This window comes from Campylobacter sp. MIT 99-7217 (assembly GCF_006864365.1).
Taxonomy (GTDB): domain Bacteria; phylum Campylobacterota; class Campylobacteria; order Campylobacterales; family Campylobacteraceae; genus Campylobacter_D.
In genome coordinates, this window is sequence record NZ_QHLJ01000001.1 from 59043 (window position 1) to 76261 (window position 17219).

Annotated in this window: 18 protein-coding genes; 8 read left to right on the plus strand and 10 right to left on the minus strand. The window is 33.2% G+C overall.

Annotated elements, in window-relative coordinates:
• Position 1: 1 nt before the first annotated feature.
• Genes speA through DMB92_RS00350 form a run of 9 tightly spaced genes read right to left on the minus strand, consistent with a single transcriptional unit; the run spans position 2 to position 7731 of the window.
• Positions 2-1837 carry a biosynthetic arginine decarboxylase gene (gene speA / locus DMB92_RS00310; RefSeq protein WP_142681048.1) on the minus strand — a complete coding sequence of 612 codons (1836 nt, stop codon included), beginning with the start codon at positions 1835-1837 and terminating at the stop codon, positions 2-4.
• A complete protein-coding gene (gene hisS, locus DMB92_RS00315; protein WP_142681049.1) occupies positions 1834-3060 on the minus strand; it encodes a histidine--tRNA ligase in 1227 nt (408 codons plus the stop codon). The genes speA and hisS overlap by 4 nt, the downstream gene beginning before the upstream one ends.
• Positions 3053-3634 carry a dTMP kinase gene (gene tmk, locus DMB92_RS00320; protein WP_142681050.1) on the minus strand — a complete coding sequence of 194 codons (582 nt, stop codon included), beginning with the start codon at positions 3632-3634 and terminating at the stop codon, positions 3053-3055. Before tmk ends, hisS begins: the two co-directional genes overlap by 8 nt.
• Positions 3625-4104: a pantetheine-phosphate adenylyltransferase gene (gene coaD / locus DMB92_RS00325; protein ID WP_142681051.1), complete on the minus strand. Its 480-nt coding sequence runs from the start codon at positions 4102-4104 to the stop codon at positions 3625-3627. Before coaD ends, tmk begins: the two co-directional genes overlap by 10 nt.
• A gap of 40 nt (positions 4105-4144) precedes the next feature.
• On the minus strand, positions 4145-4726 hold the full coding sequence (locus DMB92_RS00330; RefSeq protein WP_142681052.1) for a UbiX family flavin prenyltransferase: 582 nt from the start codon (positions 4724-4726) through the stop codon (positions 4145-4147).
• On the minus strand, positions 4723-5379 hold the full coding sequence (gene flgA / locus DMB92_RS00335; RefSeq protein ID WP_260604675.1) for a flagellar basal body P-ring formation chaperone FlgA: 657 nt from the start codon (positions 5377-5379) through the stop codon (positions 4723-4725). The genes DMB92_RS00330 and flgA overlap by 4 nt, the downstream gene beginning before the upstream one ends.
• A 14-nt stretch (positions 5380-5393) precedes the next feature.
• Complete coding sequence (locus DMB92_RS00340; RefSeq protein ID WP_142681054.1) at positions 5394-6161, minus strand: MetQ/NlpA family ABC transporter substrate-binding protein; 768 nt, start codon at positions 6159-6161, stop codon at positions 5394-5396.
• A 13-nt stretch (positions 6162-6174) separates the two neighbouring features.
• On the minus strand, positions 6175-6948 hold the full coding sequence (locus tag DMB92_RS00345; protein ID WP_142681055.1) for a MetQ/NlpA family ABC transporter substrate-binding protein: 774 nt from the start codon (positions 6946-6948) through the stop codon (positions 6175-6177).
• Between the two features lie 9 nt (positions 6949-6957).
• Positions 6958-7731 carry a MetQ/NlpA family ABC transporter substrate-binding protein gene (locus DMB92_RS00350; RefSeq protein WP_142681056.1) on the minus strand — a complete coding sequence of 258 codons (774 nt, stop codon included), beginning with the start codon at positions 7729-7731 and terminating at the stop codon, positions 6958-6960.
• 266 nt (positions 7732-7997) lie between these two features.
• Between DMB92_RS00350 and DMB92_RS00355 the strand changes: the two genes are divergently transcribed.
• On the plus strand, positions 7998-9218 hold the full coding sequence (locus DMB92_RS00355; RefSeq protein WP_142681057.1) for a M16 family metallopeptidase: 1221 nt from the start codon (positions 7998-8000) through the stop codon (positions 9216-9218).
• Positions 9208-11019, plus strand: coding sequence for an ATP-dependent DNA helicase RecG (recG, locus tag DMB92_RS00360; RefSeq protein ID WP_142681058.1), 1812 nt, complete (start codon positions 9208-9210; stop codon positions 11017-11019). Before DMB92_RS00355 ends, recG begins: the two co-directional genes overlap by 11 nt.
• A 23-nt stretch (positions 11020-11042) precedes the next feature.
• Here the strand turns inward: recG and DMB92_RS00365 are convergent, their stop codons facing one another.
• Entirely contained in the window at positions 11043-11429 is a 387-nt protein-coding gene (locus DMB92_RS00365; RefSeq protein ID WP_142681059.1) for a group III truncated hemoglobin, read from the minus strand.
• 90 nt (positions 11430-11519) lie between these two features.
• On the opposite strand from DMB92_RS00365, the gene DMB92_RS00370 reads away from it, so the two are divergent.
• From DMB92_RS00370 to DMB92_RS00395, 6 genes are all read left to right on the plus strand, one after another.
• A complete protein-coding gene (locus tag DMB92_RS00370; RefSeq protein ID WP_142681060.1) occupies positions 11520-12113 on the plus strand; it encodes a Crp/Fnr family transcriptional regulator in 594 nt (197 codons plus the stop codon).
• Positions 12114-12199: 86 nt separating this feature from the next.
• Positions 12200-12847 carry an amino acid ABC transporter permease gene (locus DMB92_RS00375; RefSeq protein ID WP_142681061.1) on the plus strand — a complete coding sequence of 216 codons (648 nt, stop codon included), beginning with the start codon at positions 12200-12202 and terminating at the stop codon, positions 12845-12847.
• Positions 12840-13496, plus strand: a complete 657-nt coding sequence (locus tag DMB92_RS00380; protein WP_142681062.1) for an amino acid ABC transporter permease — start codon at positions 12840-12842, stop codon at positions 13494-13496. Before DMB92_RS00375 ends, DMB92_RS00380 begins: the two co-directional genes overlap by 8 nt.
• 1 nt (position 13497) lies before the next feature.
• Positions 13498-14232, plus strand: a complete 735-nt coding sequence (locus DMB92_RS00385; RefSeq protein WP_142681063.1) for an amino acid ABC transporter ATP-binding protein — start codon at positions 13498-13500, stop codon at positions 14230-14232.
• A gap of 70 nt (positions 14233-14302) precedes the next feature.
• A complete protein-coding gene (locus DMB92_RS00390) occupies positions 14303-15079 on the plus strand; it encodes a dioxygenase (RefSeq protein WP_142681064.1) in 777 nt (258 codons plus the stop codon).
• 86 nt (positions 15080-15165) lie between these two features.
• On the plus strand, positions 15166-17211 hold the full coding sequence (locus DMB92_RS00395; protein WP_142681065.1) for a class I SAM-dependent DNA methyltransferase: 2046 nt from the start codon (positions 15166-15168) through the stop codon (positions 17209-17211).
• Positions 17212-17219: the final 8 nt, after the last annotated feature.

Consider the following 17219-nt stretch of genomic DNA (forward strand, 5'->3'; position numbering starts at 1 on the left):
CTTACACATCTAGACTTTTTAAGTATCCATTATCATTTAAGAAAAGATAAAGCTCTCCTAAAATTTGCTTTTTTTGTTTATCATTGACCAGCTTAGAGCTTTCTACTCTTTCATTTAGACTATCCATAATCTCGTGTATATCATAGTCTAAATCCTCAAGAGTATCAAGAACTGATTGGGCTTCTATAATCTTAGTGATTTCAAAATCCTTATCATCTATTTTGATAACAGCCTCAGTTGGGTGAGGGAAAAGATTGTGTCTCATGCCCAAAACCTCTTGATAAGCTCCTACTAAAAAAAATCCTAAAAAATAATTTTCTTTCTCAATATCTATATCATGCAAAAATAAGGGATTGTGTTTAGAATAAGAAATTTCGCCATCGCTATCACAAGTTATATCCCATAAACTCGCACTTCTTGTAGGTTTTTTATCAAGATGAGTAAGTGGCATGATAGGAAAACTTTGCTCCAAGCCCCAAAAATCAGGCAAACTTTGAAAAAGCGAGAAATTAACCAAATACCGCTCTTGAACCTCATTTTGAAGTGCTAAAAAATCAGCTGAATTTTGAGTATCTCCAAGTAAAGAAATAGCTTTTTTGACGATGAGATGCACTAAAATTTCAGCATTAGATCTATCTTGTAAATCCACATAACCAAGATCAAAAAGGGTAAGAATACTTTCTACATGATCTATGCTATCGTGCATGTATTCAAGAGCATTTGCTGGCTTTATGCTTTTAAAAAGATCATAAAGCTCATCAATAAGCTTTGGATTTTTTTTCTTTAAAACAAGCTTACTTTCTGTATATTCTTGGGAAAAAAGTTCCAAAACAGGAGCAACTAAAACAGCATGATTTGCTGCAACGAAACGCCCACTTTCTATAAAAATATCAGGTTCTAAATCACTTTTTTGCTCAGCTATATTTTTTAAGATAAACACAACATCATTAGCATATTCACTCAGTGTATAGTTTCTGCTTTTTTCATCTTTAAACTGCGAGTATTCTACGGCTAAGCCTCCACCTAAATTTATGGCTTTTAAATTTTTTGCTCCCATTTTTCTAAGCTCAGTATAAATATTTCCAGCCTCAATCAATGCCTTTTTGAGAGGGTGAATTTCGGTGATTTGTGAGCCTAAATGAAAATGAATCATGGTAAAATATTCGAGTAAATTTGCTTTTTTAAGCAAAGAAATAGCCTCGATAAGCTCGGTTGAAGTTAGTCCAAATTTAGAGTTTATACCTCCACTTTTTGCCCAAATTCCAACACCTGCTGAATGAAGACGCACCCGAAGCCCAATATTAGGCTTTGGCTTAAATCTTTCTTTAGCTATGTCAATAATGCTCTCAAGCTCATTAAGACCTTCTATAGTTAAAGTGATATTATGTCCCATTTCACGAGCTATAAAGCCAAGATTTATTAACTCCTTATCCTTAAAGCCATTGACTGTTATAGGAGCATGTTCATTGTTATAAGCCATAGCAAGCAAAAGCTCAGCCTTACTTCCTGCTTCAAGTCCGTAATTGTAGTCCTTGCCAAGTTCGACGAGATTTTTAACAAAGCCCGGGTATTGATTGACCTTTAAGGGATATACAGCATTAAATGAGCCTTTGTAGTCAAATTCTTTTTTTGCCTTGGCAAATTTCCCATAGATTCTTGCGATTTGTTTTGCTGTAAGATGAGGGAAGCGAAGTAAAAGAGGTCCTTTATATCCATCATTTCGAAGTTGCTTGACTATATCAATGAGGGCTGGTTTTTTACCATAATTTATACAAACTTTACCATTTTTAATAACAAAATTATCATTACTCCAAATGTCTATACCATAGTCATTCACAACTCTTCCTTTAAATTTGAAATCAAGATATTTTTTTCTTCTTTTGTTTGGAGATTTTTATAAAATAGACTTTGATTTTTTGCCTCATTTTCACCCATACAAAGAAAAATTTCAAGCTTATTTGTATCGGCTTGATTAAGGTGCTTGGCAAGTTTTTTTGCCTCATAACTCAAAAGAACCTTGTGTGTTTTTCTAAGTTTATTTGCTATGTTGAGTAAATCTTTAATATAAATTTCATCTAAGGCACAAAGATAAATGCCCTCTCTTTTCGAGCATGTTTCTTTTTGTTTTAAAATTTCCATAAGTCTTTCTATGCCTATGGCAAAGCCTATACCAAAGCCTGATTTTCCACCTAAGCTTTCAATCAAAAGATCATATCTTCCACCACCTGCTACGGCTGATTTTGCACCTATTTCATCACTTTCAAACTCAAAGGCTGTTTTTGAGTAATAATCAAGCCCACGAACAAGCCTATCATCAATGATAAATTCGACACCTTGAGCCTTTAATTGCTCACATAAAAGTTCAAAGTCAATTTTGCAAGAAGAGCATAAATTTTCTCTTATAGTGGGACAATTTTTCAAAAGTGTTTGGCAATGCTCTTGTTTGCAATCAAGCACGCGTATAGGATTAAGTTCTTTGCGTCTTAAACAATCCTCGCAAAAACCTTGTTTTGAGTTTAAAAAGGAGATCAGCTTTTCTTTAAAAGTCTTTATACACTCAGGACAACCTAAAGAATTAATCTTGAGCTTTGTTTTAATCTCAAGCTTATCAAAAATATTTACAAGCATCATAATAAGGCTAATGTCCTCGTAGACACTTTGCACGCCAAAGCTTTCTACACCAAATTGATGAAATTCACGCAGACGACCCTTTTGAGGTCTTTCGTATCGAAACATTGAGCCATGATAATACCATTTTTTTATAGGCGAGCTTTTATCAAATTTATGTTCTATATAAGCTCTTACAACTCCGGCTGTTCCCTCTGGTCTTAAGCAAACTTCGTTATTTGCTTTATCGGTAAATTCATACATTTCCTTACCTACGATGTCTGAGCTTTGCCCAACACTTCTTTTAAAAAGCGAGCTTTGCTCTAAATGCGGCACATTTATAAAGCTAAAGCCATAGTTTTTAGCCACACTTTCACAGGTTTTTATAACCCTCTCATAAAGTCTAGCTTCCTCATCATATAAATCTTTCATTCCCTTTAAAGCACTAATCATTGATAAATTCCTTAATTTTATTATAAATTTTTTCTTTTTCATTATCTGCATTGATGATCAAAAACTCAAGATGAAAACGAGTTTTTAAAAGTTCTAAAACCTCTTTAAAGCGGTTTTGAAGCTCTAAAAAATATCCAATTCCTCTTTGTTCTATCTTGTCTAAGTTTCTACCCTGAAATCTTTGCAAAATTAATTTTTCATTAGCTTCCAAAAAGACACATTTGTGAGGCAAGAAGCCTTTAAGAACAAAGGAATTTAGCTCCAAAACAAAGTTCATATCAAAGTCTTTTGCATACGCTAAATTTGAAATGAGACTTCTATCAGTGATAATGAGTTCATGGCTATTTGGTTTGATCACTTCTTCAAAATGTTGTGCCCTATCAGCCAGAAAAAGCAAAAGCTCTGCATTTTTACAAATTTGAAGCCTACTTTCAAGTAAAATTTCTCTTAATTTTTCTCCAAGTGCCGTGTTTCCCGGTTCAAAACAAAATATAGCCTCTTTAAAATTTCTTTTTAGAAGCTCTATTTGTGTGCTTTTTCCTACCCCGTCAATACCTTCAAGTGCTACATACATTCTTTATCTTTCATAAAGGGGATTATACATTCAGGCACTAATGAACTTAAATTTCCATTATGTTCATTAACTGAACGCACTATGGAGCTGGAAATAAAGGCATTTTCTAAATGAGGCATTAAAAAAATGGTTTCAAATTCTTTCCATAAGGCAGAATTAGCATAGTTAAGTTGCAACTCGTATTCAAAATCGCTCACAGCTCTAAGTCCTCTTATTACGGTATTTATACCCGTTTTTCTAGCCAAATCAACAAGCAAAAAATCAAAGCTAATGATCTTCACATTTTGAAGTTCTTTTGTTGCAAGCTCGGCTAATTTTTTTCTTTTTTCAAGTGAAAAATAAGGCTTTTTAGCCTCATTTTTTGCAACAGCAACAATAACTTCATCAAAGATATTTAAGGCTCTTTTGATAACATCTAAGTGTCCATTTGTTATGGGATCAAAAGTTCCTGGATAAATACATTTTTTCATCACTTGCTCCAAATTTTGATATAAATATAGCAAAAAATCATCAATTATTCCATTTTTCAAATAAATTATGTTGGATTTGAAGTAAATCAAGCCATTTTCCTACAATAAAATTATATTCATCTTCTAGACTACGAATTTGAGCATAACTTGCAAAAATTGGAGGAGCTATACTTACGCCAAGAGTGCTAAGTTTAGTCATGTGTTCTAAACTTATGGTCGAAAAGGGCATTTCTCTAACGCCTAAGATAAGGGTTTTTCTTTCTTTTAATGCCACAGCACAAGCTCTTGTAAGCAAGCTATCAGCAAAGCCTGCGTGAATTTTAGCTAAGGTGGAGATAGAGCAAGGTGCGATGATAGTTTTATCAATGCCAAAAGAGCCACTTGAAGCCCCAGCACTTAAATCTTCATCATCTAAAAAAGTCATCTGTTTTATTTGAAAGTGCTTTTTACAGAACTCAAGCATATCATCTTGAGCATTAAAATGCTTGTTTTCAGCAAGAAAACTTTTTTTTGCTCCCTTACTTACGATACAAAAAACTTCTGCTTTTTTTTCAAGCACAGCAAGCAAACGAAAGCCAAGTTCAACGCTACTTGAACCTGTTATGCCAACTAAGATCTTCATTCTAAAATCACCCTACCTTCTCCTATGACACTTCCTTGAAAAATTTTTCCATCATCATTTTTAAGTTTGATTTTCTGCCCCAAATTTCCACTTTGTATGGCTATAAGTTCCACGCTAATACCTATATTTTCATCTTTTAAAAGGGCATTCACTCTTTCATTTTTTTTTATGAGATGATTACTTTTAAACATAGAAGCTCTTAAAATGGTATTTTTTTTGATAGTACTTTTGGCAACAAGATCTAAATTTTCATCTTTTAAAAGTATATCACTAGGCAGTTTATCAAAATCAACCAAACTTACACTAAAGTCTAAAAGTCCAAGCTTTTGACCTCGTTTGATCTCTTTTGTGGATTTTAAAACCTCTAAATTTGCCTTAATGAAATACCTAAAAAAAAGATTTCTTTGTATATTTTCCTTTGTTTTAAACTCAGCTCTTACATAGCCGTTGGCTCTGTTAAATTTAGCAGAGCCAAGCTTTAAAAAACGATAATCCTTAAAATCACTTGGCAAAGTATTAGCATAAAGTTCTAAATTTTGTATATTTAAATCAGGAAAATTATTTTTGTATTCTTTGATAAGCTCAAGCTTAATTTCATCTAAATTTGCACAAAAAACTAATACCGGAAAAAAGAGTAAAATTAGCCTTGCCAAGATAAACTCACTTTTTAATTAGCAGGAATGACCGCACCATCAAAGTTTTTACGCACAAAATCCCCAACTTCTTTACCTTGTAAAATTTCTTTTAAAATTTTTGATTTCTCGGTATTTTCTTCGCCTTTTCGCACGGCTAAGATGATGGCATAATTGCTTGTTTTATCCTCTAAAAAAAGTCCATCTTTAAGAGGGTTTAAGCCAGCTCCTAAGGCGTAATTTGTCATGATCACTGCAATATCAACATCACTTAATGCTCTTGGAAGCTGAGCAGCTTTTAGCTCATCAAATTTAAGCTTTTTGGGATTTTTACTAATATCACTTGGAGTTGCCTCAAGTCCTGCTTGAAATTCTATAAGTCCAGCCTTTTGCAAAAGCTCTAAAGATCTTGCTTCATTGCTTGGATCATTTGGTATGGCTACTCTTGCACCTTGTTTTAAATCCTTTAAATTTTTTATTTTATTTGAGTAAATAGCCATAGGCACGAGTACAACAGCTCCTAAAGAAACAAGATTTGCTTTATTGTTTTTGTTAAAAGCTTCCATGAAAGGTTTGTGCTGATAAAAATTTGCGTCCAAATCCTTGCTTTGAAGAGCAAGATCAGGGGTTACATAGTCGTTAAATTCCTTATGTATTATCTTAAAGCCTCTTTTTTCAAACAAGGGCTTTGCAAAGGCGATGATTTCGCCATAAGGCGTTGGAGTTGAGCCGATGATAATGGTTTTTTCATCGGCTATAACAAAACTTGCAACAAAACTTAAAATAAGGAGTATTTTTTTCATTATTTTTTTACCTTTAAAATGTCAAAATAACGCTATCGCCATATCTTTGAATGATAAAGTCCTTGATTTTTTGGCTAGTGATGATTTCTCTAATGATCTTTGTTTTTTTAGAATCCTTATCTTCAGGACGCACCACAACAAAATTTGCGTAAGGACTATCTTTTTTCTCAAGATAAATGGCATCTTTTACAGGCTTTAAACCAAAATCAAGTGCGTAGTTTGTATTAATAACAGCAATATCAACATCACCTAAAACCCTTGGAAGCTGAGCAGCTTTTAGCTCTTTAAATTTAAGCTTTTTTGGATTTTCTTTTATATCTAAGGGCGTTTTAAGAGCCTTTGTTTCATCAAGTTTTATAAGTCCTGCACTTTGTAAAATTTCTAAGGCTCTGCTTTCATTTGTTGGGTCATTTGGTATGGCTATACTTGCACCATTTGCGATATTTTTAATATCCTTGATCTTGTTTGAATACACACCCATAGGGGTAATAAGCAAACTAATAGCTGCAACTAAATTTGTGCTGTTGGCTTTGTTAAACTCATCTAAATAAGGCTTGTGTTGAAACAAATTCGCATCAAGAGACTTTTCAGCCAAAGCCTTATTTGGGATAGAATAATCACTAAATTCAACCACCTTAAGTTCAAAGCCCTTTTCTTTAAATAAGGGCTTTGAAAATTCTAAAATTTCTCCAAAAGGCACAGGAGTAGCACCGATAACTATCTTTTCAGCACCTTGTAAGATAGTAAGGCTTAAGATAAATGCAAAAAGTATTTTAATCAATTTCATCTTTTTTCCTTAAAACGCTGGTACAACAGCACCCTTGTATTTATCCAAGATAAATTTTTTCACAGCTTCACTTTTTAAAGCTTTGATCAAGGCTTGTGTTTTTTTGGTATTTTCATTGCCTTTTTTCACAACAAGGATATTGACATAAGGGCTTGTAGAATCTTCGATCACTAAAGAATCCTTGATAGGATTTAAATTTGCAGCCAAGGCATAGTTTGAATTAATCACAGCAAAGTCTGCATCACTTAATGCTCTTGGAAGCTGAGCAGCTTTTAGTTCGATAAATTTAAGCTTTTTAGCATTGTCTTTGATATCCAAAGGTGTTTTAAGCAAATTCTCTTTTGCAAAGCTGATAGCTCCTGTTTTAGCTATGATGTCTAAGGCTCTGCTTTCATTTGTTGGATCATTTGGTATGGCTATGCTTGCACCTGCTTTTGGGTCAAATTGTTTGTGCTTGCTTGAGTAAAGTCCCATTGGCTCAAGATGAATGCCAGCAACATTTACAAGTGTGGTTTTGTTGTTTTTGTTAAATTCATCTAAATAAGGCGTATGCTGAAAGAAATTAGCATCCAAATCCCCACTTTGTGTTGCTAAATTTGGTTGCACATAGTCATTAAATTCCTTGATCTCAAGTTCAAAACCTTGCTTTTTAAGCTCAGGCTTGATAAGCTCTAAGATCTCAGCATGAGGCACAGGAGTAGCTCCAACTATGATTTTTTCTGCGGCGTAAAGATTTAAACTTAGCCCAAGAAGAGAGGCTAAAACGAGATTTTTTATTTTCATTGTGTTTCCTTTCAAAGTATAGTCATTTTGCTTGCTTTATGTTTGATTTTGCTCTGACTATCTTGAAAATGCTCGAATGATAGTCAGACTAACGCATCTGAGACATCATTTTATATCCTTTATGAAAATAAATTTTTTGGATAAAATCCTACACTAATTTTTCTTAAATTAAATTGAAATTTAAAATTTTGTAAATCTTTTTTACAAATTTAAAATACGATCTTTGATTAATGCTATAATAACGCAAAAATTTACAAAGGCTTATCATGTTTGAACTTCATTTTAAGGGTGTGCAAATTCCTGTGATCTTTGAGGAAGATACTGACTTAGAAGTTGTATATCTAAGGCTTGTTTTTAAAAACTCGGGCAAAATTTACGAACGACACTTAGGGCTTGCTAAGATGTTTGCTAGACTTTTAAATGAGGGTAGTGATGATAAATTTTTTCAAAAAATCGAAACAAAGGCGATAAATTTAAGCTCAAGTAGCACTCTTGAATGTTTTGAGATCAATATAAGTTGCTTAAAAGAGCATTTTGCCTTTGCGATGAAAGAGCTAAAAATCTTGCTTTCAAAGCCAAGATTTGATGAAAAGATCTTACAAAAACTCAAAAATATCGCCTTAAGTGAGCTTGCAAGTAAAAATAGCGATTATGATTTTTTAGCAAAAACCCTGCTTAATAAAATCAGCTTCAAAGCAAAAGAATTTGAAACTTCAAGCGATGGAGATGAAAAAAGTATAAGCAAAATTACCCTTTCAATGCTTGAAAACTTTTATAAAGAACATTTAAGCTTAAATAATCTTTATATAAGTTTGGGAGGAAAGATTACAAAAGATGAGTTTTGCACCTTGATAGAGCCTTGTTTAGAGCCTTTGAGCAAAAAAGAGGGTTTAAAAGATAAACATTTTAAGCAAAGTATTATTTGTGAAGATGAAATTTGCGTGAAAAAAGAAAGCGAGCAAGCTTATATTTATTTTGCTAGTCCTTTTCATGCGGATTTTAAGGATAAAAAGCTTTATTTAGCAAAGCTTGCTTTTTTTATTTTAGGTGCTGGAGGTTTTGGCTCAAGACTTATGGAAGAAATTCGTGTAAAAAGAGGATTAGCTTATTCTGCTTATGCTATTTTGGATATGAACCGCTCTTATGCTCGTTGTTTTGGATATTTGCAGACCAAAAATGAAAATGCTAAAAATGCTAAAAAACTCATCAAAGAACTTTTTAATGACTTCGTAAAAAAAGGCGTGAGTGAAAGTGAATTTGAAGCGGCAAAGAAATTTCTTATAGGAAGCACTCCACTTCGTTATGAAAGTCTTGAAAAAAGGCTTAATATAGCTTTTAGTGAGTATTATAATGAGCTTGGTTTGGGGTATTTTAAAAAAGAGCTTACTCATATCAAAAATGCAGATCTTAAGGAGCTTAATCACTATATCAAAAGCCATGAAGAGCTAGTTAAGCTTAGTTTTGCAAGCATACAAAATGAAAATTAAAAGCACGGATTTAGAGCTTTTTAAAAAATTACACATAAAAAATTGCATAGATTTAGCTTTGCTTTTGCCTAAAAAGCTTGAAAATTTATGCTTAAGTAAGGAAGTAAGCGAGGGCATTTGCACTGAAGAAGTAGAAATTTTAAGTGTAAATTCGCAAAATAACAAGCTTTTTGGCACTTGTTATTGTAAAAATTGGGACATTAAAGCTTCTTTTGTTTTTTTTCACCCAAGTAAATGGCATTATGCACTTTTTAAAAAAGGGCAGTGTCATATACTTAATTCAAAAATGACTTTTTTTAACGGAATATGGCAATTTAGCAATCCAAAAATCATCAAGCAAAGCGGGATTTTAAAACCCAGATATCAAATTTCAGGTATTAAAGATGAGAGCATTCAAAGGCTTATTCAAAATTATGTAAATGAAGAAAATTTAAAAGCCTTAAATCTTGATCAAAAATATATCAATTTGCTTTTAAATTTGCATGCTTATGATGAAAAAAGCTTTTATTTGTATGAAAATTTCAATGAATTTGCTAGGGATTTAAAATTTGTTGAAATTTATAATTTTTTACGAAGATTAAGGGGTAAAAAGCAAATTTTTAAAAGCTTTGAGTTAGAACTTTTTGATATAAACAAATGGCTTGAAGCCTTGCCCTTTAAGCCTACAAAAGATCAGCTTAGTGCCATAAAAGATATAAGAGAAGATCTTGTTCAAGAAGAGGCTAAAAGGCGCGTGATTATGGGTGATGTGGGCTGTGGAAAAACCCTAGTTTTGCTTGCCGGTGCTTTAAGTGTGTATCCAAAACAAGCTCTTTTGATGGCTCCAACAAGCATTTTAGCTAAACAGCTTTTTGATGAGGCAAAAAAGCTTTTGCCTCAGTTTATGCAAATTGTTTTTATCAAGGGTGGAAAAAAGGAAAAAGATATTGAATCAAAGCTAAAACATGCAAATTTGATTATCGGCACGCATGCACTCATTCATTTAAAACAGCATGAGGCTGTTTTGGTGATGATTGATGAGCAACACCGCTTTGGCTCAAATCAAAGGCAAAAGATTAATGATCTTGCTTCAAAAGAAGAAAGAAAGCCCCATTTTGTGCAGTTTTCAGCAACGCCTATACCAAGAACTTTAAGTATGATACAATCAGAGCTTGTAAGCTTTTCTTTTATCAAACAAATGCCCTTTAAAAAAGACATTCAAACCCTATGCGTGCAAGATAAGGACTTTTCAAATTTAAAAGCAAAAATAGACGAGGAACTTCGTAAAAATAACCAAATTATCATCATTTATCCCCTTGTTAATGAAAGTGATAACCTGCCTTATCTTTCTTTAAATGAAGCAAGTAAGTATTGGCAAGAGCATTATCAAAATGTTTTTATTACGCATGGTAAAGACAAAGAAAAAGATGAAATTTTGCTTCAATTTAGGCAAAAAGGCTCTATCTTGCTTTCTACGACCATGGTTGAGGTGGGTATATCTTTGCCCCGTTTAAGTGTCATCGTTATCGTTGGTGCTGAAAGATTGGGGCTTGCTACCTTGCATCAGCTTAGAGGAAGAGTAGGTAGAGTAGGGCTTCAAAGCTTTTGTTATCTTTATACCAAACAAAAACAAATCCCTCAAAGGCTGATAGATTTTTCTAAAACCTTAGACGGCTTTAAGATAGCTGAACTTGATCTTAAAAACCGCTTAAGCGGGGATTTGCTTGATGGTTTTATGCAACATGGAAATGAGTTTAAATTTTTTGATTTTAGTGCTGATGAAGAAATTTTAGAAGAAGCAAAGAGGGCATTAAAGGAGTGAGGTTTAAGGCAAAAGCCTTAAACTTAAGCACCTCTGTGCATAGCGATAGCTCTTTTGAAGTTATTAGCGATCATTTGCGCTCTTTGTAAGATCACTTCAGCCATTTGTGGCACAAAAAGTTCATTTAAAGAGCTTTCAAACAAGGAAAGCCAAGTATCAAACAAAGCATTATCAAAGGGTGGAAGCTCTAGGTGTGCTTTTAGGGGCTGTCCGTTGTAATCCCCCTCGCCAAGAAGCATGCCTTGCCAAAAATTGCTGATTTTTTTCTTGTGAGCTGTCCATTCTTCATCGCTTGTGCCTATTTTGTCGTTAAAAATTTTACCAAGCTCGCCTTTTTCGTTTCTTATCTTTGCATAAAAAAGATCCATTAAGGCATCAATGCCTTCTTTGTTTATGGTTTCAAATTTCATTTTCTCTCCTTTTAATTTATGAAATCATAGTAAAATAAAGCTTAAAAAAGATTGGCTCTAGTTAATTTTTTTAAATTTTTTGGGGAAAATATGCAAAATTTAGATTTTTTACAAGAAATTGCTCTTAAAAAGCACTATAAAAAGGGCAATATTTTATTTTATCAAGGCGAAAAGGCTCAAAAATTTTTCTTGCTTTTAGAAGGAAAGGTAAGAGTGTATAAAAATATAGGAGAAAAAGAGCTAAATCTTCATCATTTTCGCTCAGGCAGTTTTATAGCAGAAATGCCGGCTTTTAAGGAGATAAACTATCCTGCAAGTGCTGAGTTTGAGAGTGATTCTTGTGTTTTGGAAATTGATTTTGAGGCTTTTAAAAATTTATGTCTTAAGGATAGTAAATATAGTTTTTTAATGATCTTATCTTTGTTTGAAAAGATTAAAATTTTAGAAAATAAACTCACCCAAAGTTCTCAAAGTCTCAAACAAAGGCTAAGTTCTTATCTTTTAAAGCACAAAGAAAGCTTAAGTAAGCTTACTCAAAGAAAGATTGCTCAGGATTTAAACACAAAGGCTGAATCAATCTCAAGGATTATTAAGGAACTAAGAGCTTTAAAATATATCACGACGACTAAGGGCAAGATAGAAATTTTAAATTTCAAGGCTTTAGAGCAAAGCCTTGAGGATTAGCATGGATTTAAGGCTAAATTTCTTGAAAAAAAGATAAAAATTCTATATAATATCAGCCTTAAAAATATAAGATCATGGATTTATGAATGGATTTTGATTTTATTATAAAATACACCCCACTTTTTATAAAAGCTGGGCTTTTTACTTTAAAACTTGCATTTTGGGGGATATTTTTTTCTTTTTTAGTGGGCTTATTTTGTGTTTTGATGAGCTATTTTAAATTTCATTTTATTGATAAAATTTGTAAGGCTTATATAGAGCTTTCAAGAAATACCCCCTTGCTTATCCAGCTTGTTTTTTTGTATTATGGGCTTGTTAAACTAGGAGTAGAACTTTCTGCTTTTAGCTGTGCTGTGATAGGGCTTGCATTTTTGGGCGGTTCTTATATGGCTGAGAGTTTAAGAGCTGGCATTGAAGCGGTAAAAAAACAGCAGTTTGAAGCTGGGCTTTCTTTGGGTTTGTCGCCCTTGCAAAATTTCCGCTTCGTGATCTTTCCTCAAGCACTTGGGGTATGCATGCCAAGCATTAGTGCTAATATCATTTTTTTATTTAAAGAAACCTCAGTCGTAACTGTGATTGCTCTGCCTGATCTTGTTAATACCATGACAAGCTTAAATTCTTTATTTTATAAGACTAATGAGCTTTTATTTATGCTTTTTGTGGGATATTTGTGCATTATTTTGCCTCTTTCTTTGATTTTAAGCTATATAGAAAAAAGGCTGGCTCATGTTTGAAATTTTTTCTTTGGCTGTTTTTTTAAGATTATTTGACGGACTTTTAGCTACCTTGCATATCGCAAGTGTGAGTATTGTTATTTCAAGTATTGCGGGTTTATTTTTAGGGATTTTAATGTGTGTTAAAAATCCTTTCATATATGCTTTTTGTCGTTTTTGTTTGGAATTCGTCCGTGTTATGCCTCTTATTGTTTGGCTTTTTTTGGTGTATTTTGGCTTTTCTCGCTGGCTTGGCATTAACTTAAGCTCTATGAGTTCTGCTATCGTAGTGTTTAGTATTTGGGGTGCTTTTGAGATGATGGATTTGGTTCGTGCGAGTGTTCAAAGTATCCCAAAACACCAGTTTGAAGCCGGGCTTTCTTTGGGCTTAAATGCCTTGCAAATTTATTTTTATATTATCATTCCTCAAGCCTTTCGTCGTCTGACCCCAGCAAGTATGAATTTATTAACAAGGCTCATTAAAAGCACTACTTTTGCTTATTTGATAGGTGTTGTGGAGCTTTATAAAGTAGGACAGCAAATCATAGAACTTCATATCAAAAATATCTATGCACCACTTTTGATCTATGGCTTGATTTTCTTTGTATTTTTTATGATTTGTTATCCTATATCGCTTATTTCACGCAGGTTAGAACTAAAATGGAGTTAAGATGAGTATTTTAAAAATAGAGCATTTGCATAAGTATTATGGCACGCATCATGCCTTAAAGGATATAAATTTAGAAGTTGATAAAAAAGAAGTTGTGGTTATACTTGGACCTAGTGGGTGCGGAAAATCCACTTTTTTAAGGTGTATTAATGGACTTGAAGAAATTGCAAGCGGAAGTTTGAGTATAGATGGCGTAAAGATAGAAAAAGGCTTTAAGCAGTGGGGTAAGATCCGTCAAAAAGTGGGCATGGTGTTTCAATCCTACGAACTTTTTGATCATCTTAGCGTTGAAGAAAATATCTTGCTTGCTCCTATGAAGGTGCAAAAAAGAGCCAAAGAAGAGGTTTTAAACGAGGCTAAAGAGTGGCTTAAAAAAGTAGGGCTTTTAGATAAGCTAAAAGCCTATCCAAGAGAGCTTAGCGGTGGTCAAAAGCAACGCATAGCGATAGTTCGTAGCCTTTGTATGAATCCTGAGCTTATGCTCTTTGATGAAGTAACTGCAGCACTTGATCCTGAGATCGTTCGTGAGGTTTTAGATGTGATGTTAAATCTTGCAAAAGAGGGCATGACTATGCTCATCGTAACGCATGAGATGAGTTTTGCAAAGGCTGTTGCTGATAGGATCGTTTTTATGGACGCAGGGCAAATAGTAGAAATTTCAAAGCCAAAAGACTTTTTTGAAAGCCCAAAAACCCAAAGAGCAAGGAAGTTTTTAAATTTATTTGACTTTCATTAAGATACTTTGTTTTCATTGCGTTTTGTTTAAATATTTTTTGTTAAATTTAAAAAAACAAAAAGGAAAAACGATGAAAATGCCCGTAGTTTTTATAGGACATGGAAGCCCTATGAATGCACTTTTGGAAAATGAAAATACGCAAAATTGGCGAAATTTAGGACAAAAGATCAAGCCAAAGGCTATTTTGGCTATATCTGCTCATTGGTATGGCAAGGACATAAGGCTTAGTCATAGCGATGAAAAGCTTGAGCAAATTTATGATATGTATGGCTTTCCTAAAGAACTTTACGAACTTAAATACTCCCCAAGATCAAATGCTAAGCTTGCAAGCCATGTGCAAAGCCTTTTGAAAGATTTTAATGTAAAAATGGATAATTCTTGGGGCATAGATCATGGGCTTTGGAGCGTGCTTTGCAAGATGTATCCAAGTGCTGATATTGAAGTAGTCGTGATGAGCGTGGCGCTTGATCTTCCTATGAAAAGGCAGTTTGAGCTAGGAAAGGCTTTAAGAGCTTTGCGTGATGAGGAGATTTTAATTTTTGCAAGTGGAAATATCGTTCATAATCTTTCCTTAATGCACCCAAACTATGAAAATAAGGCTTTTGAATGGACCTTAAACTTTGATGAGTTTATCAAAAAAGCCGTGCTTGAAAAAGACTATGAAAGCATTTTAAATTTCGAACAATCCCCATTTTTTGATCAGCGTTGTTTTGCGAGCTTGGAGCATTTTTTGCCTTTCATTAACGCACTTGGAGCAAGCACAAAAGAAGATCCTATCAGCGTTTTTAACCAAAACTATAATTATGGCTCTGTGTCCATGACAAGCTATCTTTGGGGCGAGCTTTAGGGCTTTTAAGAGCAAGTATTAAGCATTAAAAATGTTTTTAAATTTAATTAAGTAAAATTATATCTGTAATTTTTAAGGGAGCTAAAATGCCAAGTATAGAAGAGATTATCGAAGATAAAACAAAGCAAGAGCTTGTAAAATTAGGAATTAATTATTTTACAAAAACGCAAACCATCAATACAGAAATAGAAAATGCCTTAAAAAAAGCCCCAAGTAAAGCAGGTGGTGGGGGTGGAAATTATCCTGATATAAAGCTTTTTTTAAAGACAAAAAGCCTAAGAAAAATCCCCATTATGATAGAAGTAAAAGGGGCAAAAAATAAACTTCTTAAATTAAAAAATGGAGAAATTTATAATTTCAATGATAAAGGCGAGTTAAGCTCCAATATCAAAGATTACGCTTTAAATGGTGCTGTGCATTATGCTAATGCTATTTTAGATTATACTCAAAGTTATGATGAGGTTATAGCATTAGGTATAAATGGCTATTATGAGAGCGAAGAAAGTAAAAATTTAAATATGGAATACGCCTTTTATTATTTAAATAGGGAAAATTTATCCTATCCTAAAAAAATAGGTGATTTTCAGGATTTATCTTGTCTTTCAAATGAATACTTAGATGATTTTTTAGAGCAAATTGATAATTTAAAGCTAAATGATAAGGAAAAAGCAAGGGTCTTAGAAGATTTAGAAAATGATGTAGAAACAAAGCTTAATAAACTTAATCAATTCTTGCACGATGAGCTTTTAGATGTAAAGCCAAATACTAGGGTTTCTTTGCTTGTTGGTATGATAATGGCAGCTCACGGCGTAAATGATAAGGTTTCTCCTTTGGAATTAAAGGACTTAAAAGGTGAAGAGGGTCAAAACTCAAATGATGGTCATATTTTTATAAATAAAATCAATGATTTTTTATTAGAAAAAAATCTACCAAAAGAAAAAATAGAAGCTGTGATGAATGAATTGAAAATGGCTTTTATAGATTCTAAATTATGGCAAAAAGCTCAATATGTTAATTTTAAAAATACCGATGAGAGTCCGCTTAAAAGAGCTTATTCTTTAGTTTTAGACCACATCTTTCCTCTTGTGAAAAAGCTTAAAAAGGCTGATATTGCAGGAAAGCTTTTTAATTCCATTACAAAATGGCTTAAAGTGCCAGACAATGAAAAAAATGATGTGGTTTTAACTCCTCGCTATGTGGTTGATTTAATGATAAAATTAGCAAGGGTAAATAAAGATTCTTATGTGTGTGATTATGCTACAGGCTCAGGGGCTTTTTTAATCCAAGCTATGAATACCATGATAAAAGATTGTGAAAGCTTACAAAGTTCAAAGCAAAGAGAGTTAAAAATAGCTCACATTAAAGCCTATCAGCTACTAGGCATTGAAAAGAGATTAGATATTTATTTGCTTGGTGTTTTAAATATGATCTTACTTGATGATGGTTCGGCTAATTTTTTACACGAAAATAGTTTGCATTATGAGGGTAAATATGAACAAGGGGCTAAAAAAGGACAAGACTTTCCAGCTGATGTTTTCTTACTAAATCCTCCATATTCAGAGTCCGGTAAAGGTTTTATTTTCGCCCAAAAGGCTTTAAAAAAGATGCAAAAAGGAAGAGCTTGTATCATAATACAAGAAAATGCAGGAAGTGGCAACGGACTTCCCTACACAAAAGAGCTTTTAAAGCACTCAAGCTTATTAGCTAGCATTAGAATGCCTCCTGATTTATTTATTGGCAAATCAAGTGTTCAAACAGCTATTTATCTTTTTGAAACAGCAAGAGCACACGATCCTAAACATTTGGTTAAATTTATAGACTTTAGTAATGATGGCTACACGAGAGCTGCAAAGAAAAAGGCAAAAGCTAGTGCAAATTTACGCGACACCGATAACGCAAAGGCAAGATATGATGAGATAGTTGATATCGTGTTAAATCGCAAGAAAAAGACAAATTATTATGATGATTTTGTGATTGAGGACACCATAAATTTAGAGGGCAAGGACTGGACTTTTTCGCAACATAAAAAGATAGACACCACCCCAAAATTAGAGGATTTTAAAAAATGCGTTAGCGAGTATCTAGCTTGGGAGGTTAGCAATATCCTTAAGGGGCAAAAAAGCCCTTTTTAATAAGCCCT